Here is a 20,111-nt window from a genome sequence, read left to right on the forward strand (position 1 = left end):
CGATCAGATCTGCAAGCGCATGATGTCGGAATAAGCGTTCACCACTCGATCACGCACGGCGACCACCGTGTCGAGCGCGGTTTCCGCAGCGCCGATCGCAGTGACCACGTCGATCAGGTCGCCCTTGCCGGCCACCTGCTTGGCGCTCGCGCTCTCCGCCTGGCGCATCGAGCCCGCGGCATCGGTCACCATCTTTTCGACCATGTCGCCAAATCCGCTCGGGGCCGTCGTGCCGGTGCCGCCGGCAACGCCCCCGATCCCGCCGGCACCGCCGCCGATGCCGCCAATACCCTTGCCGACGCCCATTGCGCGGCCATACGCAGTCGCTGCGTCCAATGCTCCGATAGACATGCTCGCTTGTCCTTACTTCAGCAGGTCGATGGTGCGCATCGTCAGGCTCTTGGCCGCTTCGATGGCATTAAGGTTGGCTTCGTAGGAGCGCTGGGCGGCCTTCATGTCCGCGGTTTCAACCAGGCTGTTGACGTTGGGCGTCAGTACATAACCCTTGGCATCGGCGGCCGGGCTGCCTGGCTGGTAGACACGTTGAAACGCGGAACGGTCGGCTGCAACTCGCTCGACCTTAACATTCATGGCGCCGCTGGCGCGATCCATCTCGGCGCGAAACGCGGTGACGCGACGCTGGTACGGATTGCCGCCCGCCTGGGTCGAAACCGAGTCCTGATTGGCCAGATTCTCCGCGATCACGCGCATTCTGAGTGACTGGGCGCGCAATCCTGATGCGGATACCTGCACCGCGGTATTGAGATCCATCGGGGTCCGTCTCCATGCGGCACGCTGCCGCTTACCCAGAGACTTATAGGCAACTTTTTCCTACCGCTCGGCAGTAGGCGGAAAAAAGATCCTATAGTGCTCTCGAAAGGAATGCTTAATGTCCGTGCTCGAGGGTATCTCAATCGACATGTCGATCGTGCTCGGCTCCTGTCAGGTGCCGATCCGGCAAATCCTGAAGATGAGCCGTGGCGCCATGATCCCGCTGGACTGCGGCCACGACGACCCGACGCTGGTGTATGTCAACAACAAGCTCGTCGCGCGGGGCAAGGTGCTGGTCAACGAGGACCAGATGTCGCTTGAGATCACCGAAGTCGTCCGCAAGGACGCGCTCTAAGTGGACATTCTGTCGCTGTTGCGCACGCTGGGCGGCCTGGGAATCGTGCTCGGGTTGCTGGCTGGCGGGCTGTGGGTGGTACGGCGCTACGACATTCGCCTGCCCGGCCGGATCGGCGGCGGTCCGGCACGTCGCCTGGAGCTGGTTGAACGGCTGACCGTCGATGCGAAACGAAGCGTCGCGTTGATCCGTCGGGATGGATGCGAGCATCTGATCTTTATCGACCCGTCGGGCGCGGTTGTGGTGGAGACCGGCATTCCTTGCAGCCCGCCTGACCATGCCGACCTGGCGGTTGAAGCTGAGGGAGCGGGTTTGCCGCGGCCCTTTTCCGCCGCCCAGCCGATCCCATTTCGTGACGTCCTGCAGCGAGTTCAGGGCAGGATGCGGCGCACGCGAACGCAGGGCGAGGTCGATGCGACCGACGCCGGCCCGGAGCAGATCAATGGTTAAGCGGTTCCGCACTGCGCTGCGCATCGGACTGGGGCTGGCCGCGCTGCTAATGCCCGCCGCTGCCTGGGCCCAGAACACCACACTGAATCTCGGCGGCGGTTCGCTGTCCAACCGCGCTATCGGGCTGGTCCTGATGATGACGGTGCTGAGCTTGGCGCCCGGCATCCTGATGACGGTTACTTCGTTTACCCGGATCGTGGTGGCGCTGTCCCTGTTGCGCACCGGCTTGGGCGCGCAAGGCGTGCCGCCGAACCCGGTGGTCATCAGCCTGGCTCTGTTTCTGTCCTTTTTCGTGATGGCGCCCACATTCCAGAAGGCCTGGGACACCGGCGTCAACCCCTACACACAGGGACGTATCAACGAGACACAGGCGTTTGAGCGCACGGCCGAGCCGTTCCGCGTGTTCATGCTAAGTCAGGTTCGCGATGACGACCTGGCGCTGTTCACCCGGCTGTCGGGGAAACCGGCCGTGCCGCGGGCGCAAACCCCACTGCCGACGCTGCTGCCTTCCTTCATGATCTCGGAACTCCGGCGCGCGTTCGAGATCGGGTTCCTGCTGCTGCTGCCCTTTCTCATTATCGATTTGGCTGTATCGGCCGTGCTGATGGCCATGGGCATGATGATGCTGCCGCCCACAACAATATCGCTTCCGATGAAGATCATCTTCTTTGTGTTGGTCGATGGCTGGGCGCTGGTTGCAGGATCGCTGGTGCGCAGTTTCAGCGGTTGACCTGACTAGCCCGCTGCGGCGCCTCACGAGGCGCCGCACGACCCGGTTCCCTCATTCGGAGCGGGCATAGCAGATCGATCTTCCTCCAAGGTGGAGGCCCGTCTCTTCAGCTTTGTGCCTTGCCTGGTTCACGGGCGTTGAAGCGGACAGCCGTATCCTGCAGCCATCCATCCAGTTTCGCGAACGGTATGGGGGAGAGCAGCGTCACGCCGGCCTCCTCACCTTTGACCCAGCGCACTGCGGCCTGTTGCGGGTCCAGTCCGGGAATGGTGATCGTGATCCCGCCATCGATCGAAAGCGGGCGGTCAAGCAACAGCCGCCCACCCCTGGCCGAGATGTCGAGCAACGTGGCAGAGCAGAAGAAGCCATGGCTTTGTAAGCGAACCGTACATTCGGTCAGCAGCCGAGGTGCGCGCACCACGTAGTTAGCGCGGCCGCTCGCAGCAGGATGCATCAGCGCGGTAACGTCCGCAGGCCCGGAGAACTCGATGCCCGCGCGTCCATCCTTGCTCCAGGCTATCCGCCCGTCGAACAGGAGGTCGCGCGTTTCCAGCCGGATCGGCTCGCCAGCCATCAGGGCAAGGCTGGTTTCCACCATGGCACCACCAGTCGATACGTTGCGGATGCGGGCCAGCCCGTCACGAGTTGCGGTTTCCAGCCGGGCCAGCAACAGCATCGTGACGAGCCGCTTGTCGCGCGGCGCATAGGTTTCGCTTCTACGCTCCGCAACGCCAGAGGCGGTATGCCCGATCGTCTCTGCCGCTGAACGATCGTCGCCTTTTTGTTCGGTAGGACTGGGTGCGTCGAGTGCGGGACAATCCAGCATCATGATCAGGCAGGAACCGCGGTGGTGACCGCAACGAACCGCACCACGCCGGGCCCATAAGTTTGCTTGGCAGCATTGGTGACCACGGCCCGGAAGCTTCCGAGGTCTGGGATAAGGCCATCCGGACCGGCGGCCATGGGTGTCCGGTACGTTTGCATGTTCACAGCGTGCAGCAGCAAGGGAAGGCGCGCGTTGACCGTTTCGATCTGGTCGAGCGGAACCTCAAGGGATGCGTCAAAGCTGACATAGCCTGACAAGCGGCCATCTTGCAGCACCAGTGGTGCAGTGATCTTACTGGCCGTCACAAAGCCGGTCTTCTCCGACTTTGGCCTGGCAGGGTTGCCAGCATGCGGGCCGACCAGCATGGCAGCTGCGTATGCAGCCCCGCTGCCAACACCAAGGCCGGCGGCGATCATCGCCAGCGGAAGCAGGATCTTTTTCAAGGCACGGTTCCTTAAAACCTGAAGCTGGAGTCGCTGGGCAGCACCGGCGCATCACCCAGCGCAACAATGGTGATACGACGGTTTTCAGGCCGGTTCGGTTGATCCGGATACACTGGGCGCGTGCCGGCAAGTGCAACCACCTCGGCAAAGCGATCGGGTGTAAGGCCAGCGGCGATCATTGCCTGGCGCGCGGCCAGGGCTCGCTCGCCTGACAAGCGCCAATTTGCCGCACTCTGACCGCCGGTCCCGTCGGTATGGCCTTCGATCGCGATCTGCGCGCCCGAGCTGGCGAGCTTGGCCGCCACCCGGCCCAGCAGCTCTCTGGCAAAGCCGTTGAGCTCGGCCGTGTCGCTGCGGAACATGGACCGGGAAGATGTGTCGGCCAGGCTGATGCGCAGCCCATCACGAGATTCCTCGATCCGGATGCCCTGCTTCACGGCGTCGTCCTGCGGCAGACTCTCGAGCGCGACCCGCATCTCCTGCGCAAGAACACGCAACGATGCATCGGGAACACTGGAAGTACCCCCATGCGCCGCACCGCCCGTCGCCACGTTCATGGACGGCTGGCCCTGGCTGGTAGCATTGTCTGAGTTCGTTCGCTGGGGGCGACCACCCATGCCCGGCACGTCCCCGGGCGAATCCCCGCCCGATGCCGAGGCCGACGCCGGCGAGAAATATTCCGCCAGCCCTTTCAGTCGCTGCTTGTCCGGGTTGCTGATCAACCAAAGAAGCATGAAAAAGGCCATCATCGCCGTCACGAAATCGGCATAGGCGACCTTCCATGCTCCACCGTGGTGGCTATGCGCCGCCTTCTTGATCTTCCGGATGACGATCGGGCGCGCATTGTTGGGGAGGGTTGCCATCTTGCGTTACGCCGCCACGCCAAGTGCGCCACGCAGGCGATCCTGCACCGCCGCCAGCCGCACGGGAGCGATTGCGTCGTGAGGGCACGCCCCTTGCGCCAGGCGGTCGAGCACGGCCGCACTCTCGGCAGCGCACTGGATCACCAGGTCGAACGTCTGGAACTGGTCCAGATAGCGCGCGGCGATCTCCTCATCGCCGACCAGCGTCTCGGCAAGCTGCTCCATCAACGCAGCCATGAGACGCATTTCCTCGGCCACGGCGGCGTGAAGAGTGGGGGCGAGGTGTTGGGTCGTAGCCATGTTATGTTCGCACCAGTTCGCTAAGAGCTCAGGTCAAAAAAGTTCGAGTTCGCCGCCCAGCGCGGCGGCGGGAACGATCGGGATCAGCAGGGGCGGCGCGTCCTTGACGGCTGTGGATCGCGCCTTGCCGGCATAGGCCATGAATTCGACGCGGCGAGCGTGGGTGCCGCCGACATCGACATGGCCGACCGGAATGCCCTCGGTCTGGAGGAATCGCCGGGCGAACTCCGCGTTGCTCGTGCCAATCGGTCCCAGGCCAGCAATGATATTGGCGCCCCCGTATAGATGCGCCTTCAGCCGGGCGCGGACAGCCCCCATGCGCATCATTGCGTTAATAAGCAGCTCCATTGCATGAAGGCCGTAGCGCTGGAGATCTTGTGCGCTGACCTGCTGGTTCTCGCCTGGCTCCCCCAACAGGAAGTGGTTCATTCCGCCGATCCGGGCGACGCTGTCCTGAATGCACACCGCGATGCATGAACCGAGGACTGTCGAGATTACGACGTCCGGTTCGGCCACAACGGCATGTTCGCCCTGTACGATCGAGATGCGGCGCACGATCAGTTCCTGGTCAAGAAAGCGCGCCGAAGACGCGCTCAATCTTCTCCTTGAGCGCGGCAGGCGCAAACGGCTTCACGAGATAGTTGTTTACCCCGAGCGCGGCCGCCTGTTGCACCAGATCACGGTCAGACGAGCCGGTGAGCATGATGAACACCGTCTTCCCGATCACCTCGTCGCTCCGAACCTCCTTGAGGAACTGGAGCCCGTCCATGTCGGGCATGTTGTAGTCGGAGATGATCAGGTGGACGCGGTCGGACTTGACCGCCGCAAGCGCTTCCACCGCCCCGGATTTGTCGCGCACGTCCTTGAAGCCCAGATCCTGAAGGGCAACGCGGATCATTGCGCGCATGCTGGTCTGGTCATCCACGACCATGACCTTGATTGCAGAAGCTGCAGGCATTGAACGCTCCCAGAACCCTAATTTCGGCATGCGCCGAGGATTGCCTCGGGCATGTTGGACAAGCTGATTTCTCGCTCCGCGGCGCCCAGCTCAAAGGCGGCACGCGGCATTCCGTAGATCACGCAACTCTCGCGCGACTGGCTCATCGTGCGGGCACCTGCCTGGCGCATGGCCAGCATGCCCTGCGCCCCGTCGGACCCCATGCCGGTTAGGATCGCACCCACCGCTGCCGAACCAAGTTCCGCGACCGAGCGGAACAGCACGTCAACGGAGGGACGGTGTCCGGCGACGAGGTCGCCGGCGCGGAGTCGAATGCGTCCGAACCGCCCGCCAGCCAACTCCATGTGGGTTGCGCCACCAGGAGCAATATAGACGGTTCCACGCACAACCGGCGTCGCATCAGTCGCTTCCACGACCCGGACCTGGCATTCCCGGTCGAGCCGGGCCGCGAAGCTGCCGGTGAAGCTGGCCGGCATGTGCTGCACCACCAGCACCGGCGGGCAATCCGCCGGCAGGCGGGGAAGCAGCTCAAACAAGGCTTCCACCCCCCCTGTGGAGGCGCCGATGGCAATCACCGTGTCGCGAAAGCCGCCCGCCGGTGTGCGAATTGCTGCCGCAGTGGGACCCGGCGCAGCCAAGCTGCGGCGCACGGATGCCCGTCCGGCATTTCGCACCGTGCGGCAGAGCATCGATGCATCTTGCGCGATCTCGAGCGGGTTGCCCGTCGGCTTGGCAATGCAGTCCACCGCGCCCAGCCGTAACGCTTCCACGGTTGCTTCCGCACCGCGCGCCGTCAGCGTGGAGCACATCACCACCGGCATGGGCCGGAGGCGCATGATCTTTTCCAGGAAGGACAGGCCGTCCATCTTGGGCATCTCGATATCGAGCGTGATGACGTCCGGATTGAGCTCCTTGATCATGGCGCGGGCGGCATGGGGCTCGGGCGCCATGCCGACCACCTCGATGTCCGGATCAGCCGACAGGATACGATTGAGAACCGCGCGCATCGAAGCGCTGTCGTCCACGATCAGTGCGCGAACCGGCCTCATGCGGATGCTCGGCCGCGCTTGCGGTAGATCGTCTGGCCGCAGCCCTGCATCTGGTCAGCGGCGGGACCGATCAACCGTTCCGAGTGGCCGATGTAGAGGTACCCGCCCGGCGCGAGCATCTCCACGAATCGAGCCTCCAGCTCCGCCTTTGCGGAATCGTCGAAGTAGATCATCACGTTGCGGCAGAAGATCACGTCATATTGCCGCCGCATCGGCCAAGGGCCAAACAGGTTCAGAACGCGTGCGGTGACCAGGGCGCGCGCCTCGTCCGCCATCTGGAAATCGGCGTTGACGGGTCGCATCCATGCCGATCGATAAGCGGCCGGCACTGGTTCGACGGCCGATGCAGAGTAGATGGCGGAATTGGTTGCTTCCACCACTGGCGGTGAAAGGTCGGTGGCCAGCAGCTTCACGTCACTGTTGCGCAGCCAGGCAGCGGACGTGCGGTCCTGCCCCAGCAGGCACATGGCAATGGTGTACACTTCTTCGCCGGTGGAACAGCCCGCCGACCAGATGCGCACCGGCTGGCGGCGTGCACGGTCCTGCAGCCAGGGCATAGTTGCCTGGCGCAGATGATCGAAATGGTGCCCTTCACGAAAGAAATGCGTGTGGTTGGTGGTCAGCGACACGACCATGGCAGAGCGTTCAACCGGATCAGACTGAACCAGCCGCACATAATCGCGAAAAGTCGAAACGCCCCGTTCGCGCAGACGGCGGCTGAGGCGCGAGTGCACCAGCGTCTTCTTGGCCTCCGTCAAGTGGATGCGGGCGTCGCTCTGCAGGATGGCAGCCACAACCGCGAACTCGGCCGAACCGAGCTCGCACGTGCCGCCCACCGCTGCGCCGCCGGGAAGCACGGCGGTTGTCATGCGGCAAAATCCAGCTGGCGGGTGAGGCTCAGTGCATTGAGGTCGAGTAGCGACACCATGGTTCCAGCTTCGCCCTGCGAGCCGTCCGTTGCGCGAGTGGAGATCTGCACCAGACCGCGGATCACGTTCTCGGCCGTTTCCATGTCGGGTGCGGGCTGCACGTCCTCGTCCTTGATGAGAACGATGTCGGCAACTTCATCGACAAGAAATCCACACTGATTGCCGCTGATGTTCACGACAAGGATGCAGGATCGCGAGTGAATCTTGCTGGCTGGCCAGCCGATCCGCTCGGCGAGACCCACAACCGGGATCACTGTGCCGCGCAGGTTGGTCACGCCCTTGATGAAGGGGGCAACACCTGGAAGCGGCGTTGGCTCTTCCCATTCGCGGATTTCGATCAGCGCGTTCATGTCGATGCCGAACATCTGCTGACCGAGCGAGAAGGTGACCATCTTGCGCTCGCCGGGGCTGTTGGTGGTGCTCATGCTGCAAGGCCTTTCAGAGAGTGCTGCGGGGCGGAGGCGCTGGAGCCGACCAGGGCCTCGACGTCGAGAATCAGAGCGATCGAACCGTCGCCAAGAATGGTGGCGCCGCCCAGGCCGCGGATCGGGTGAAGGTTCTGATCGAGGCTCTTGATCACCACCTCTCGGCGGTCCTCGATCGTGTCGACCATCAAGCCGACATGGCCCGCTTCGCTTTCCACGATGATGACGAGCGAATCTTCGGGAGCGCGCCCCTTGCCACCGAAGCCGAACAGGTCGCCCAGGCGCCGCACGGGCAGGTAATTGCCGCGAAGCTCGATGACCTCGGTTGTGCGTGACATGGGTCGTACCTGGCCCGGCTCGGGCTTGACCGACTCCACCACGGTGGCGAGGGGAAGCACGTATCGCTGACCGGCAAGCCGGACCACCATTCCATCCAATATCGCCAGTGTCAGCGGCAGAATCATGGTGAAGGTGGTGCCTTGGCCGGGTACCGAGCTGATCTCGACCCGGCCGCCCAAAGCCTCAACATTGGAGCGCACCACGTCCATGCCGACCCCCCGGCCAGAGATGTTGGAGATGGACTCCGCGGTCGAAAAACCGGGCGCACAGATGAGCTGGTCGATCTCTTCGTTCGACAGCACGGCGTCGGCGGGGATGATGCCCTTTTCCACGGCCTTGGCGCGAACGCGCGCGCGGTCGATCCCGCGACCGTCGTCCGACACGCGCACAAAGATGCGTGCGCTTTTCTGCTCGGCGGACAGGCGAATGGTGCCCTCGCGCGGCTTGCCGACAGCGGCGCGGTCGTCAGGGCTTTCGATGCCATGGTCCACCGCGTTGCGGATCATGTGCGTCAAGGGATCGCCGATCTTCTCGATGACGCCCTTGTCGACTTCGGTCGACTCTCCCGTGGTTTCCAGCAAAACCAGCTTGCCGGTTTCGACCGACAGGTCACGGAGCATGCGGGGTACGCGACTGAACGCCTGCTTGATCGGCTGGGCGCGCAGAGACATGACGTTGTCCTGGATTTCACGCGTCAGCCGGGCGAGTTCGGGCAGCTCCACTCGCTGCTGCTCCTTGGGACTCAGCCGGTCCGTCAGGATCGAATTCCGGATCACGAGTTCGCCGACCAGATTGAGCAGCATGTCGAGCTTCGTGAGGTCGACACGAATGGTCTGAGCGGCGGGTTCTGCCGCGCGAGGGGTGTCCGACTTGGGCACCACTGCCAGGGCGAGAACCTCGGGTTCGGGCGCCCGGTTGGGCGAGAAGGCTGTTGTGGCGCTTGTAGGCTCAGGCGCTGCATGTCCAGGGTCTGGAGCTGCCGCCGCCGAGGAGGGTGCGAGTTCCAGATCGGTATCGGCGGGCGGTTCAGCTCGCGTGATCTCGATGATCGAATCGGGCGACACGAAGTCGAAGCATTCGGCGATGTCGGCCTGTGGCAGAGTGGCCGGCGCGGACAATGTCCACACCATGTAGCTTTCTTCCGGATCGAGGTCACGCAAGGGAGGCAGAGCGGAGCAATCGATGTCCACGACGCTGCCGCCGAGATGCTCGACTTCGCGCACCACGAGGAGGGGCTCGCCGCCGTTCGCGAGGGCGGAGCGAGAGGGTGCAAAGCGAACGGTCCAGCCGGCAACCTCCGACGGTGCTTCGGCGGGCTGCGGGTCCAGATCCTCCAGCATGACGCCGATCGGTTCGAAACCGAACGGATCAAGGTCGTCGATCACCGCCGTGACCGGCGTGAAGCCAAAATCATCCGCTGCCTCGATCACGGGCGTCGCAGCAGCAACCGGGGCGGCAGGCGTGCCAGCACCGCCTGTCGCCAGCACTTCGTCCAAGGCAGCAAGCGCGGCGGCATCGGCCGGAGCTGGCGCGGTGCCTTTCGACGCTTCGACGTGGTCCGACAGAATATCGAACGCGGTCAGCATCACGGCGGTCACCCCGGGTGTGGGGGCGATACGGCCGGCACGAACCTCGTCCAGAACATTCTCGAATCGGTGCGAAAAGGCCGTCAGGGCTGCATGGCCGAATGCGCCGGCGCCTCCCTTGATCGAATGCACCGCCCGGAACACGCCGGCGATCACGTCCGCGGAGACGTCGCCGCCTGCCATCGCGGACAGCCCCTGTTCGGCCGTTACAAGCCCTTCGGCGCATTCTTCAAAGAAGATCGCCTGGATCTCGTCGAGTTCGTCGCTCATGGGCACACGCGGCGGACAGCCGCCCCCAGCTTCGTCGCCTCGAACGGCTTCGTGATCCAGCCGGTCGCGCCGGCGCTGCGCGCACGGGCCTTTTTGTCGTCCGAGAACTCGGTCGACAGCACCAGAATGGGCGTGCCGCGGAACTGGGGCAGGGCGCGAACCGCCTCGATCAACTCGAAACCGTCCATGCGCGGCATGTTGATGTCGGTGATCAGGAGGTCGGGGTTGACCTCATGCATCCGCTCCAGGCCGTGCACGCCATCCGTGGCGCCCTCGATCCGGAACCCCTGCTGTGAAAGCGAGGTCTTTAGCAGCATGCGCATGCTCGCTGAATCGTCAACGGTGAGGATCAGTTTGCTCACTGAAGATCATCCTTTTCGATCTCGAGGCCAATCTCGTCCGCCAAGCGGCTCGCCACCACGCGGTGCACAAAAGCGGGGGAAGGGTTGTGAATGGAGAAGGGCTGCCCGGACTGTCTGGCCTCGCGATTTGCCGCGACCAGCAGTTGCAAAACCGCTTGCCCCACACTCTCCACGCCGGAAGCGTCGATTTCGGTGGCGCCCTCGAAGTCGGCGGCGAATACGAGGCGCGTGCGCAGATCTTCGGCAGTCACGGTAGAGCCGTGAACGGGAAGGCGGATCGGCCCGGTTTCGTCCGGTGCGTTAAACGGCGATGCTGAGATCATTCTTGGCCTCGTCCAGGGCTGTCTCGAGTTGCTGGAAGCTGGGGGCGCAATCGGACGGCGTCATGCGCCGTGCGATCTCAATCGCCACCTGGGTGGGAGCGCCCTGAGCATGGGCAATGATCGCGCTCTTCGCGATCGCATATGGCTTGGCTTCCTCGTTCACGAGGTGGAGCAGCTTCTGCGCCAGCGGCCCGACCAGGCAGTAGGCGAGCAGCACGCCAAGGAACGTGCCGACCAGCGCGCCACCGATCATGGCACCCAGCACTTCGGTCGGCTGGTCGATGGAGCCCATGGTCTTGATGACGCCCAGAACCGCCGCGACGATGCCGATCGCGGGAAGACCGTCGGCCATCATCTGTAATGCGTGCTGGGGCGCGAGCTCTTCGTGATGGTGGCGCTCGATGTCGTTGTCCATCGCTTCGGCGAGCTGGTGCGGATCCTCGAAGTTCACCGTCATCATGCGCAGGTAATCGCAGATGAATTCCACCAGATGATGGTCGGCCAGAACGCGCGGGTAGCGCGAGAAGATCGAGCTTTCGTGCGGATGGTCCAGGTGCGGTTCGATCGCGGTCGCGCCCCCCTTCTTGAAGGTGGACAAAAGCCCGAACAGCAAGGTCAGGAGATCGCGATAGTCCTTATCCTTCCAGCGCGGCGCCTTGAACGCGCGCACCAGCCCCTTCCCCGCAAGTTTCACGGTGGGCAGTGAGTTGGATACAATGAAGGCGCCAATGGCAGCGCCGCCGATCGCCATCATTTCGTGCGGCAGCGCGTGCATCACGATGGTCATCTTGCCGCCGGAGATCAGGAAGCTGCCGAAGACGCAGCCCAGGATGATCAGCAGGCCAATGCCGTTGAGCATGAAGGGAAACTTTCTTTATGCGGTCTACTCGTCTGTTCCGATTATAGGACGGCCACGGTCATCCTGGGGTTTGCGGCCAAAACATTGCGTCCGCGGCGCTTGGTGCGACTAAGATGTAGCGGGGTGCGCCGCTTTCCGATGCGATCGTCTAAAATGGGGTCAGGACATCCAAGGAGGTTCCATGTCCCTCAATGCCTATCAGCGTGCGCGCACCATGGTTGAGCAGCCACGCGGCACCGAATACCGTCTCATGAGCCAGATCACCGGCGACATGATAAAGGCCCGCGACTCCGGGCTATGCGGAGCCGCGCTGGTGCCGGTGCTGCACCGCAATCGCGAAGTGTGGGGCGCCTTTACGACGGCATGTGCAGGAGCGGAAAACCAGCTGCCCGACCCCTTGCGCGCCAGCATCATCTCGATCGGGCTTTGGGTCGACCGTTTCACCAGCGATGTGGTGACCGGACGCGACTCTATTCAGGAGCTGATCGAAGTGAATTGCTCGATCATCGACGGCCTGCGCTCTCAGAACGCGCCGGCCTGACCCCGGCCTGCGCTTTCATCGACCTCGCGCCAGGGCCGATCGCGTGCTGGACGCGAGAAGGCGCTAAACGCGTCGAAGCAGGCCGGCGGTGAAGGCGAGGCGTAGCGCTTCGGACATGCTTCCGACTCCAAGCTTGTTCATCAGTTTCGCCCGATGAATTTCGATCGTGCGAGGGCTGAGGCTCAGCTCCTGCGCGATCTGCTTGCTCGAGCAGCCATCGATCAGGCCCTTCAACACCTCCAGTTCACGAGGTGAAAGTCGCGCCAGAGCCTCGCTGGCCCTGATCCGGGCAATGGCAACACGGCGGTTTCGCTCAAAGCGAACCATGCCCGGCTCCAGCGTGCTAATCAGCGTGTCCGAACCGCAAGGCTTTTCCAGGAACTCAAAAGCCCCAGCTTTCATGGCCCGAACTGCTCCTTTGATGGTCGAATGCGCACTGACTACGACAAACAGGAACTGGTGATCGCACGGAGCCAGGACTTGCATCACGTCAGCCGCTCCGGTCGGGTGTGCTTCATCGTCTAAAATGACAATCCCGCCTTCCAATTCGTGAGCCTGTTCCATGAAGGCGCGCGCTGAGCGGAAGCCACGCACGACGACACCGGGGCGCGCGGCCAGCATCGATACAATCGATGCGCGAAACTGCTCGTCTTCGTCGACGACGTAAACGTTTCGCGTCGGGCCAGCAGATTCTCCTGCAAGCTCCGCGACCCGGCCATCGAGTGAGACCTGGTCCGCCGTTTCCGCTTGGCTTGCTGTCGTGCTCTCGAGCTTCAACGCGTTCCCCTCCTGAACAACGCGACGCTTCAGGGGGTGGCCTGACGATCGAGCCCTTCCAGATCCGCGCGAGCATAAATCGATTGTGATCAACTGACCACAGAGCCTCGGATGGCTGGAGCGGGCGCCGGGGCCGGTTTCGCGTGACGGGCTCAGGCGCAGGCGTGGAAAGCCAACCGGCGGAGAACCGGTGTTCTGCGTGACTCGACCGGACGAGCGAGCGGCGCCAAGCCGACAGCGGCTTGACTCAGCCTGATCAGCCGAGCTGTGGCCTGGCTGGCCCGGACAGGATGTGCCCGGGGGCAAATGGAAGAAGGTATGTGAGGTTGCGGTCGCGCTTCTGCCGGGCTGCCCACCCGGGAGAACGTGGGTCGGGGTCATCCGCGCAGAAGCCCACTCCAACGCCGTCTGTAACAACGCCGAGGCCCTGCGGTGGCGTGCGGCACGGCCAGCGAGGCTCAAGCGTCAGCAGCAATGCCTCGGCAGCCCGCTCGATAGCTCCGACAACGGAGCGGAACGGGTAGAGTGGGTCCGCCAGGGACTCACTAAGCGGACCCTGCACGTCCCCCTCAACATTCCACAGCAACACCGGCATCGCCGGATCGCGGTCTGCGCTACGCAGCGGGATCGCGGCTAACGCGGCGCTGCGGCTGGCGAGCAGCCACGCGCCCAGTTCCGCTACCTCATGTGCATGCACGCCGAGCGAAAGCTCAGGAGCGGGCAGGGACGTGTGCGCCAGATACAGGCGCGACGGGATGAGGGGGTCGCCCACGGATCAACTTCCTTTGTTCTCTTTCATTCTAGAAAGAGTTTGCGGGAAGTTGGGCATTCACCCGAATAAAAAGTTAACGGGCCAGAACGTGTGAGGCGATCAGTCCACCAGAACCTTTGACCGCATCACGAAGCCGGAGGGGGCGGGCAGATCCGCCGCGGCGTCGACGTCGAGATCGAGATCCATAGTCGTATGCCCGCCGATGGTTGCAGGGTCGATAGCCACCACGCGGGTGAACTGGTTGTGGGCAGCATCGGCGGCGAGCAGGATCGGGGACGCCGCTGGCTTGCGGGTGCGGGCCGGCTTGGACGGCAGGCGATGCGTGCTGCCCATGACGGCGAAACGAGCGTCGCTGGCGGCCAGTTCGCCCATGACCTTTGCCGCGCTCTTGGTGATCTGACGCACGCGCTCCTTGGTTACGCCGACGTCATTGCCGACCTCGTCCAGCGTTGCGTCATCGAACAAGCGACGCTCGATTACCGAACGGTGCTGCGCGACTTTTTCCTCCAGTTCGGCCAACTCCCCGGCATCGAGCGCTGCGCTGCCACGAAAGCGCGGGAGGTTGGGATCAGCAGGCTGAGTGGCGCGCTTTGCCCGTGCCCGGCGCTTCAACTGCTCCATGCCAACCGAGCGCAGATGCTCGACATACCGATCGATCAGCGCGGCGCGTGCGGCGCCGGCAAAGTAGTCGGACGCCGCCGACTCGGTCCGCTCAAGGGCGTCCGTGTCTTCGATCATCGACTCGAGGGAGCCCTCGTCGCCATCTGCATTGGCCGAGATCGCGTTGAGCGAAACAGTGGTTGCCTCCACCTTCTTCGCGGACGGGCGCTGATCCGTCATCAGGCGGAAACGCAGGCTCTGCAGTTCGCCGCGGAGCTGCCAGTTCACGAAAGTGGTGAACTGCGCCTTTTCGGGTTCATAGGCCTGGATGGCACGATGCACGCCAATCGCGCAGCACTGCTCGGCGTCCTCCCAGTGAGCGGCAAGGCCGTACTGGCGGATGAAGTGGCGCATGCGCGGCCCGATGAGCTTGAGGATGTGGGCAAAGGCCTTGTCGGCGTTGGCGCGCTGGCGAACGGTTTGACGAACCTCGCCAGCCGGAGTGTTCTCGATCACAACGGCGACAGCAGCTTCCAACGCAACAGTGGTCTTCGACATCTTCTGGTTCCCCAACCAGCGAGGCGGAGCAGTCCGCCGAGCTTCGATGAGGCCGTTTTGACGCCGAAAGGTTAACGCAATGACACGAATTGAGTACGTAGATGTACGTACGCGACGGTCTACACGCCGGGTGTAGCGGTCAAGCTTAGCCAAAACGGGCCGTGTGTCCGTTTGTTCCCGGCATCGCGCTGGCTTTTCGCCAGCTGAGTCGCACATGTCGTTATAGGGAGATTGCACCCGCAACGGGTCGATCGTCCAGTTTTTTCGCGAGTCGCCGCTTTGTTCGTCAAATAAGGAGCGGCGATTGAGCCCGACCGAAGTGATTCGGGGTGGCCGTGGTCAATTAGGCTGCGAATCGGTCAGGGCGTAGCTGGCGACTGACATAGCCCAGATACCAGGCACGATGGGCCACGCTGGCATTGCCGGCTTGGGCGATCTCCTGGCTCGCCTTTGTTGTGCCGATCTGTGCGCACAACAGCTGACGGGCGCGGGCGGGATCCAGCCCGCCCTTGGCGAACTTGATCGCGTCTCCCAGGCCCAAGTGATGGCCGAGGTAAGCACTCTGGGCGATCGTGGTTGCGTCGCTGCCGACCGGGACGCCCGCACGGCGCAAGCCGTCGAGGTTGCGGCGCGCATAGTCGGCAACGGTGTTGATCGAAGCTTCTGCGTCATAGCGCATCTGCAACAGTGAGGAGCGGGCCGACGGTAGAACATGTCCGTTATCTCCGATCCATCCGCGCGAGCGGGCGATCGAATTGAGCCACGTGCCCGAGCTGGAGGCCATGCCCTCCCACGTGCTGCTGAGGAACTGGCCCAACCCGGCGGCACTGGATCGAGGATTGCGCGAAAAGGCAAGCCAGCTGCCGTCCGCGCCCTTGGCCGCTTCCGCGTTCACGATCGCAGCGAGGGCCGGTGCGGGAATACCTGTACGAGATGCTGCATCCGCTAGTGTTCCGGCGTGCCGGGCGTTCGCGCCAAGCCCCACTGGCGCGGCATGACTGCCGGCCTCTTCCGAAGAGCCGGATTCCGACTTGATGGGCAGGTCTGCCGGTTGTGGGACCGCGGCCTGCAACGTCGGCTCGGTGGTTGGTCCGGCAGAGGCAGTCTTATTCGGTTCAAACAGGGCGAGCAGCGAATCGAGCGGCATGGATTCCGCATCTGGCCCGGAAGGACGGTTCGCCTGTTCCGCGTCACCGTCGCCCAGCGCCGCGCGCCAAAGGCGGTTGGACAGATCTGCGCGCGCCTTGCTGTAGATCAGCTCGGCGCGCTGAGGGGGCGTCAGCGCCTGCAATTCTTTACGAATGGTAGTCATCGGACGTCCTGCGATTGGGCGCGGGCCTGGCGTGCCTGATGCAGCGCGCGTGCAAAGCGAGCGCCTGCGAAATCATCCACCGACGCCTGTTCAGCAGTGGCCGCGTCGCGCTCAGCCGATTCACGAAATTGCTGGGCCGCGCCTTCCAGCGCGCGCAGCGAACCATAGCTTTCGATCGCCCGCTGCCGCAGTGCATCCAATTCTGCAGTGACCGTGCAACGGGTCTCATTCAACTGCCTGGCCTCTGCCCGCGTACGAGCGAGATAGGCAACAGGCGAGAAGACGAGGTCACCGGCGGCAATGCGCTTCTCACGCGCGACCGTGTCGCTGAGCGCCTGGGCAAGGGCCTCTGCTTCGGCCACCTTGCGAGCAGCGCCCCCGATCGTCGTGCGCAGGTCGTCAACCTCTCGCTGGCGGGCTCGAAGCGCGGTGTCGTACGGGGTCTTCACGCCTGGGGCTCCAGCATTTCGTTAAGCCTGGCGAATGTTTCCACCGCGTGGCCGCGATCGCCCTTGCCCTGCTTCAAAAGCGTTTCGATTGCGGGCGCGAGACGAATTGCGTCGTCCACCTCTGCGCTGGATCCGGCCTTGTAAGCACCCAGCCGTACCATTTCCTCCATGTCGCCATAGGTGGACAGCAATTGACGTGCCGCGAGCCGCGTGTCGTTCTCGCTCGTTGAATGACAATGGGGCAGGGTGCGCGATACGGACTTCAGAATGTCGATGGCGGGATATCGGCCGCGTTCAGCGATCCGGCGGGTGATAACGACGTGCCCGTCCAAGATGCCGCGCACGGCGTCGGCGACCGGCTCATTATGGTCATCGCCATCGACCAGAACGGTGAACAGGCCGGTGATGGATCCCTGGCCCGGCAAACCTGGGCCGGCGCGCTCCAAAAGACGTGGCAGCTCGGCAAACACCGTGGGGGTGTACCCCTTCGTCGCGGGTGGTTCGCCATTGGCCAAGCCGATCTCCCGCTGCGCCATCGCGAAACGAGTGACCGAGTCCATCAGGCACAGGACGTTGAGCCCCTGGTCCCGGAAATGCTCCGCGATTGCGAGGGTGGTCCAGGCAGCCTGGCGCCGCATCAGCGCGGGCTCGTCAGACGTGGCCACCACCACTACACTGCGGGCAAGTCCTTCGGGACCCAGGTCGTCTTCAACGAACTCCTGCACCTCGCGCCCGCGCTCGCCAATCAAGCCGATCACGGCCACGTCGCATTCGGTCCAGCGGGCCAGCATGGAAAGCAGCACCGACTTGCCCACGCCTGATCCGGCGAACAGGCCAAGCCGCTGGCCGCGGCACAAGGGCACAAACACGTCCAGCGCGCGAACGCCGGTTTCGATCTTTTCCCCAACCCGCGCGCGATGAGCGGCAAGCGGCGGCGGCGCCTTGATGGGGCGTGGTTCAGCGCCGGCGGCCAGAACACCCTTGCCGTCGACCGGCCGACCGAGCCCGTCAACCATGCGACCGAGCCAAGCATCGCTTGGCCGTACGGCAAACTCACCTGCTACCAACCGCGCGCGTGTGCCTGACGACAAGCCGTGCGGATCGCTGAACGGAAGGCACTGGGCAAGCCCGCCATCCAGGCCTGTCACCTCCGCCTCCACCGCGTCCCCGCTCGCGCCGATGCGGACGCGCGAGCCGATCTGGGCGGCCCCGGACAGGCCCTCTACCTCGATCAATGCGCCACGTACCGCCACGACCTTGCCAAAGCGCTGATCGGGCGACAACGCGCGGAGGGTGCGGGCGGCGGAATTGAGGGTCTGCACCGGAACGCCTCTTTCAGGCTGCCTGGGACGGCAAGCGGGACAAAGCCTCCGCTTCATAGGTGATCAAGGCGCGGCATTCGGTTAGTGCGCGGTAATAGTCACCGGTGGCGAGCCGGCTCGCAATGGCTGTGCAGAGGGCGCGTGGTTCGTCCGCGACCAACGCAGCGATCAGGTCGCCCAGCAGGCTCACGATGTTGTTCTGCTGTGCTGCGCGAGCCTCTTCACCGCCGATATAGGCGAGCATGCAAGCGAAATAGAGCCGCCGCGCCGGCGTCACCGCTTCTTCGGGCGACATTACTTCGCGACCACGCAACAGCGCGACCTGGTTCTCCACCACGAGGTCGGTGCGACCCACGGCGCGCATCACCGCGCCGTTCACAATCATCTTTTCGCCGTCCTTCAGCGAGATACGCAATGTCATCATCGGCGCCTTTCTGTGCCCTCTCCCGACTTATAGAATGACTGACGATCGAGGCGGGGCGAGGTGGGCAAAATTTGCCGATCTGATTTTTGCACGCGGTTCCGTCCGGCCGGCTCCCACCCCTCTACAATAAACAAAGACGGGCGTGCTCGGCGACACAGCCGGTGGGCCTCATCACCCGCAGGGAGATCATTGTTGAGCCTTTATTCCGCTCTTTACGCCGGCGTGTCCGGCCTCAGCGCTGAAGCCGCCGCGATGGCAGGCGTCGCGGACAACATCACCAACATCAACACGGTCGGCTACAAAGGTGTCGAAACCCAGTTCCGCACCATGGTGACGGACGGCAAGTCGCGCTCGACCTATTCGGCCGGCGGTGTTCAGGCGGCACCCCGCAGCTTGATCTCGCAGCAGGGCCTTCTTTCTGCATCGGCAAATGCGACCGACATGGCGATCGACGGCGGCGGCTTTTTCGTGACGCGCGACGGCAGCGGCCCGGACAGCAGCGTTTCGTTCACGCGCGCCGGCTCGTTCAGTGCCGACAAGGAAGGGTATCTCCGCAACACGGGCGGCTATTACCTTCAGGGGTGGAAGCTCGATAATGCGGGCGGATACGTCAACACTGGCGACCTGGGCGCGCTCCAGCCGGTGCGGTTGAGCGACCTCACGGGAACCGCGGCGCCGACGTCCAAGATCGCGATGCGCGTGAACCTTCAGTCCACCACCGCAACCTATAGCGGCACGTACAATGCGGGCGACATGGCGGCGGGCGCGGCCACCCCGCAGTTCACCCGCGCAGTTACCGTCTATGACGGTCAGGGCGGGGCGCACCAGCTCAACGTCGGCTTCGTCAAGCGCAACGCGAACGAGTGGGCGGCCGAAGTCTATGCCTCCCCCGCCAGCGACGTGACAGCTACCAACGGCCTGGTTGCGAGTGGCACGGTTCGCTTCAACGGTGACGGCAGCCTCAACCTGACCGACAGCACGCCTTCCTTGTTCGGCGCGCTGAACATCGGTTGGACCAACGGTGCAGGCTCCAGCCCGATCCGGCTGCAGCTGGGTGACAATGGCGGCCTCAACGGCCTGACGCAGTTCGGCAGCGAGTCTGCGCTGATCTCCTCCAGCGTCGACGGCGGCCTGCAGGGTGCATTCACCGTTCAGGTTTCCGAAACCGGCCGGGTCAGCGCGCTGTTCGAGGATGGCACCTCACGCGAGGTGTTCCAGCTTCCCGTCGCGACCTTCCCGAACCCCAATGGGCTGACCCGTCTGTCGGGCAACGCTTATGGCGCGTCGGACCTGTCGGGCCTGGTGGCGATCAACGAGGGCGGGGCCGCCGGCGCGGGCAAGCTTTCGTCGAACAACCTGGAAGCGTCCACGGTCGATCTGGCCGCTGAGTTCACCAACATGATCCGGTTTCAGCGGGCCTACAGCGCGTCGTCCAAGATCATCACCACGGTGGACGACATGCTGCAGGAAGTCAGCAACCTGAAGCGCTGATGATAAGGGCGGGGCCTCCAGGCCCCG

At 63.9% G+C, this 20,111-nt stretch carries 27 protein-coding genes; 5 read left to right on the plus strand and 22 right to left on the minus strand.

Going from position 1 to position 20,111, the window contains the following annotated elements:
• Nucleotides 1-3: 3 nt before the first annotated feature.
• Together fliE and flgC are read right to left on the minus strand one after the other, a co-directional pair.
• Nucleotides 4-351, minus strand: coding sequence for a flagellar hook-basal body complex protein FliE (fliE, locus tag FHS94_RS02265; protein ID WP_184054158.1), 348 nt, complete (start codon nt 349-351; stop codon nt 4-6).
• A gap of 12 nt (nt 352-363) precedes the next feature.
• On the minus strand, nt 364-771 hold the full coding sequence (gene flgC / locus FHS94_RS02270; RefSeq protein WP_184054160.1) for a flagellar basal body rod protein FlgC: 408 nt from the start codon (nt 769-771) through the stop codon (nt 364-366).
• A gap of 118 nt (nt 772-889) precedes the next feature.
• Between flgC and FHS94_RS02275 the strand changes: the two genes are divergently transcribed.
• The 3 genes from FHS94_RS02275 to fliP are packed head-to-tail and all read left to right on the plus strand — an operon-like array spanning nt 890 to nt 2,306.
• On the plus strand, nt 890-1,126 hold the full coding sequence (locus FHS94_RS02275) for a FliM/FliN family flagellar motor switch protein (RefSeq protein ID WP_184054162.1): 237 nt from the start codon (nt 890-892) through the stop codon (nt 1,124-1,126).
• Nucleotides 1,127-1,576, plus strand: coding sequence for a flagellar biosynthetic protein FliO (locus tag FHS94_RS02280; RefSeq protein ID WP_184054164.1), 450 nt, complete (start codon nt 1,127-1,129; stop codon nt 1,574-1,576).
• Nucleotides 1,577-1,625: 49 nt separating this feature from the next.
• Nucleotides 1,626-2,306: a flagellar type III secretion system pore protein FliP gene (gene fliP, locus FHS94_RS02285; protein WP_246348283.1), complete on the plus strand. Its 681-nt coding sequence runs from the start codon at nt 1,626-1,628 to the stop codon at nt 2,304-2,306.
• Nucleotides 2,307-2,412: 106 nt separating this feature from the next.
• Here the strand turns inward: fliP and FHS94_RS02290 are convergent, their stop codons facing one another.
• Genes FHS94_RS02290 through motA form a run of 13 tightly spaced genes read right to left on the minus strand, consistent with a single transcriptional unit; the run spans nt 2,413 to nt 11,838 of the window.
• A complete protein-coding gene (locus FHS94_RS02290; protein WP_184054168.1) occupies nt 2,413-3,132 on the minus strand; it encodes a PilZ domain-containing protein in 720 nt (239 codons plus the stop codon).
• A 5-nt stretch (nt 3,133-3,137) separates the two neighbouring features.
• Nucleotides 3,138-3,575, minus strand: coding sequence for a hypothetical protein (locus tag FHS94_RS02295; protein WP_184054170.1), 438 nt, complete (start codon nt 3,573-3,575; stop codon nt 3,138-3,140).
• A gap of 11 nt (nt 3,576-3,586) precedes the next feature.
• Nucleotides 3,587-4,438 (minus strand): flagellar motor protein MotB, encoded by an 852-nt coding sequence (locus FHS94_RS02300; RefSeq protein ID WP_184054172.1) that lies wholly within the window; start codon nt 4,436-4,438, stop codon nt 3,587-3,589.
• Between the two features lie 6 nt (nt 4,439-4,444).
• Nucleotides 4,445-4,738, minus strand: coding sequence for a hypothetical protein (locus tag FHS94_RS02305; RefSeq protein ID WP_184054174.1), 294 nt, complete (start codon nt 4,736-4,738; stop codon nt 4,445-4,447).
• A 33-nt stretch (nt 4,739-4,771) separates the two neighbouring features.
• A complete protein-coding gene (locus FHS94_RS02310; RefSeq protein ID WP_184054442.1) occupies nt 4,772-5,293 on the minus strand; it encodes a chemotaxis protein CheD in 522 nt (173 codons plus the stop codon).
• 13 nt (nt 5,294-5,306) lie between these two features.
• Nucleotides 5,307-5,696, minus strand: coding sequence for a response regulator (locus tag FHS94_RS02315; protein WP_184054176.1), 390 nt, complete (start codon nt 5,694-5,696; stop codon nt 5,307-5,309).
• Between the two features lie 17 nt (nt 5,697-5,713).
• Nucleotides 5,714-6,745, minus strand: a complete 1,032-nt coding sequence (locus FHS94_RS02320; RefSeq protein WP_184054178.1) for a protein-glutamate methylesterase/protein-glutamine glutaminase — start codon at nt 6,743-6,745, stop codon at nt 5,714-5,716.
• Complete coding sequence (locus FHS94_RS02325) at nt 6,742-7,614, minus strand: CheR family methyltransferase (protein ID WP_184054180.1); 873 nt, start codon at nt 7,612-7,614, stop codon at nt 6,742-6,744. The genes FHS94_RS02320 and FHS94_RS02325 overlap by 4 nt, the downstream gene beginning before the upstream one ends.
• Nucleotides 7,611-8,099, minus strand: a complete 489-nt coding sequence (locus FHS94_RS02330; RefSeq protein ID WP_184054182.1) for a chemotaxis protein CheW — start codon at nt 8,097-8,099, stop codon at nt 7,611-7,613. The genes FHS94_RS02325 and FHS94_RS02330 overlap by 4 nt, the downstream gene beginning before the upstream one ends.
• On the minus strand, nt 8,096-10,294 hold the full coding sequence (locus tag FHS94_RS02335; protein WP_184054184.1) for a chemotaxis protein CheA: 2,199 nt from the start codon (nt 10,292-10,294) through the stop codon (nt 8,096-8,098). Before FHS94_RS02335 ends, FHS94_RS02330 begins: the two co-directional genes overlap by 4 nt.
• Nucleotides 10,291-10,656: a response regulator gene (locus tag FHS94_RS02340; RefSeq protein ID WP_184054186.1), complete on the minus strand. Its 366-nt coding sequence runs from the start codon at nt 10,654-10,656 to the stop codon at nt 10,291-10,293. Before FHS94_RS02340 ends, FHS94_RS02335 begins: the two co-directional genes overlap by 4 nt.
• Nucleotides 10,653-10,907: an STAS domain-containing protein gene (locus tag FHS94_RS02345; RefSeq protein WP_343055124.1), complete on the minus strand. Its 255-nt coding sequence runs from the start codon at nt 10,905-10,907 to the stop codon at nt 10,653-10,655. Before FHS94_RS02345 ends, FHS94_RS02340 begins: the two co-directional genes overlap by 4 nt.
• A 49-nt stretch (nt 10,908-10,956) precedes the next feature.
• Nucleotides 10,957-11,838, minus strand: a complete 882-nt coding sequence (motA, locus tag FHS94_RS02350; RefSeq protein ID WP_184054190.1) for a flagellar motor stator protein MotA — start codon at nt 11,836-11,838, stop codon at nt 10,957-10,959.
• A 181-nt stretch (nt 11,839-12,019) separates the two neighbouring features.
• Between motA and flaF the strand changes: the two genes are divergently transcribed.
• Nucleotides 12,020-12,379: a flagellar biosynthesis regulator FlaF gene (gene flaF, locus FHS94_RS02355; RefSeq protein WP_184054192.1), complete on the plus strand. Its 360-nt coding sequence runs from the start codon at nt 12,020-12,022 to the stop codon at nt 12,377-12,379.
• Between the two features lie 63 nt (nt 12,380-12,442).
• On the opposite strand, the gene FHS94_RS02360 is transcribed toward flaF, so the two are convergent.
• The 7 genes from FHS94_RS02360 to FHS94_RS02390 form a co-directional block, all read right to left on the minus strand.
• A complete protein-coding gene (locus FHS94_RS02360; protein ID WP_184054194.1) occupies nt 12,443-13,156 on the minus strand; it encodes a response regulator transcription factor in 714 nt (237 codons plus the stop codon).
• 256 nt (nt 13,157-13,412) lie between these two features.
• On the minus strand, nt 13,413-13,928 hold the full coding sequence (locus tag FHS94_RS02365; RefSeq protein ID WP_184054196.1) for a hypothetical protein: 516 nt from the start codon (nt 13,926-13,928) through the stop codon (nt 13,413-13,415).
• A gap of 99 nt (nt 13,929-14,027) precedes the next feature.
• Nucleotides 14,028-15,086 carry a sigma factor-like helix-turn-helix DNA-binding protein gene (locus tag FHS94_RS02370; RefSeq protein ID WP_184054198.1) on the minus strand — a complete coding sequence of 353 codons (1,059 nt, stop codon included), beginning with the start codon at nt 15,084-15,086 and terminating at the stop codon, nt 14,028-14,030.
• Between the two features lie 343 nt (nt 15,087-15,429).
• Nucleotides 15,430-16,398, minus strand: coding sequence for a peptidoglycan-binding protein (locus tag FHS94_RS02375; protein WP_184054200.1), 969 nt, complete (start codon nt 16,396-16,398; stop codon nt 15,430-15,432).
• Nucleotides 16,395-16,847, minus strand: a complete 453-nt coding sequence (locus FHS94_RS02380; RefSeq protein ID WP_184054202.1) for a hypothetical protein — start codon at nt 16,845-16,847, stop codon at nt 16,395-16,397. The genes FHS94_RS02375 and FHS94_RS02380 overlap by 4 nt, the downstream gene beginning before the upstream one ends.
• The gene (gene fliI, locus FHS94_RS02385) at nt 16,844-18,169 is read right to left on the minus strand and encodes a flagellar protein export ATPase FliI (RefSeq protein WP_184054204.1); all 1,326 of its coding nucleotides are present in this window, start codon (nt 18,167-18,169) and stop codon (nt 16,844-16,846) included. The genes FHS94_RS02380 and fliI overlap by 4 nt, the downstream gene beginning before the upstream one ends.
• A 13-nt stretch (nt 18,170-18,182) precedes the next feature.
• Nucleotides 18,183-18,590: a flagellar biosynthesis repressor FlbT gene (locus tag FHS94_RS02390; protein ID WP_184054206.1), complete on the minus strand. Its 408-nt coding sequence runs from the start codon at nt 18,588-18,590 to the stop codon at nt 18,183-18,185.
• Nucleotides 18,591-18,785: 195 nt separating this feature from the next.
• On the opposite strand from FHS94_RS02390, the gene FHS94_RS02395 reads away from it, so the two are divergent.
• Nucleotides 18,786-20,084, plus strand: coding sequence for a flagellar hook protein FlgE (locus FHS94_RS02395; RefSeq protein ID WP_184054208.1), 1,299 nt, complete (start codon nt 18,786-18,788; stop codon nt 20,082-20,084).
• Nucleotides 20,085-20,111 lie beyond the last annotated feature (27 nt).

It is taken from the genome of Sphingomonas aerophila (genome assembly GCF_014199305.1).
GTDB lineage: Bacteria > Pseudomonadota > Alphaproteobacteria > Sphingomonadales > Sphingomonadaceae > Sphingomonas > Sphingomonas aerophila.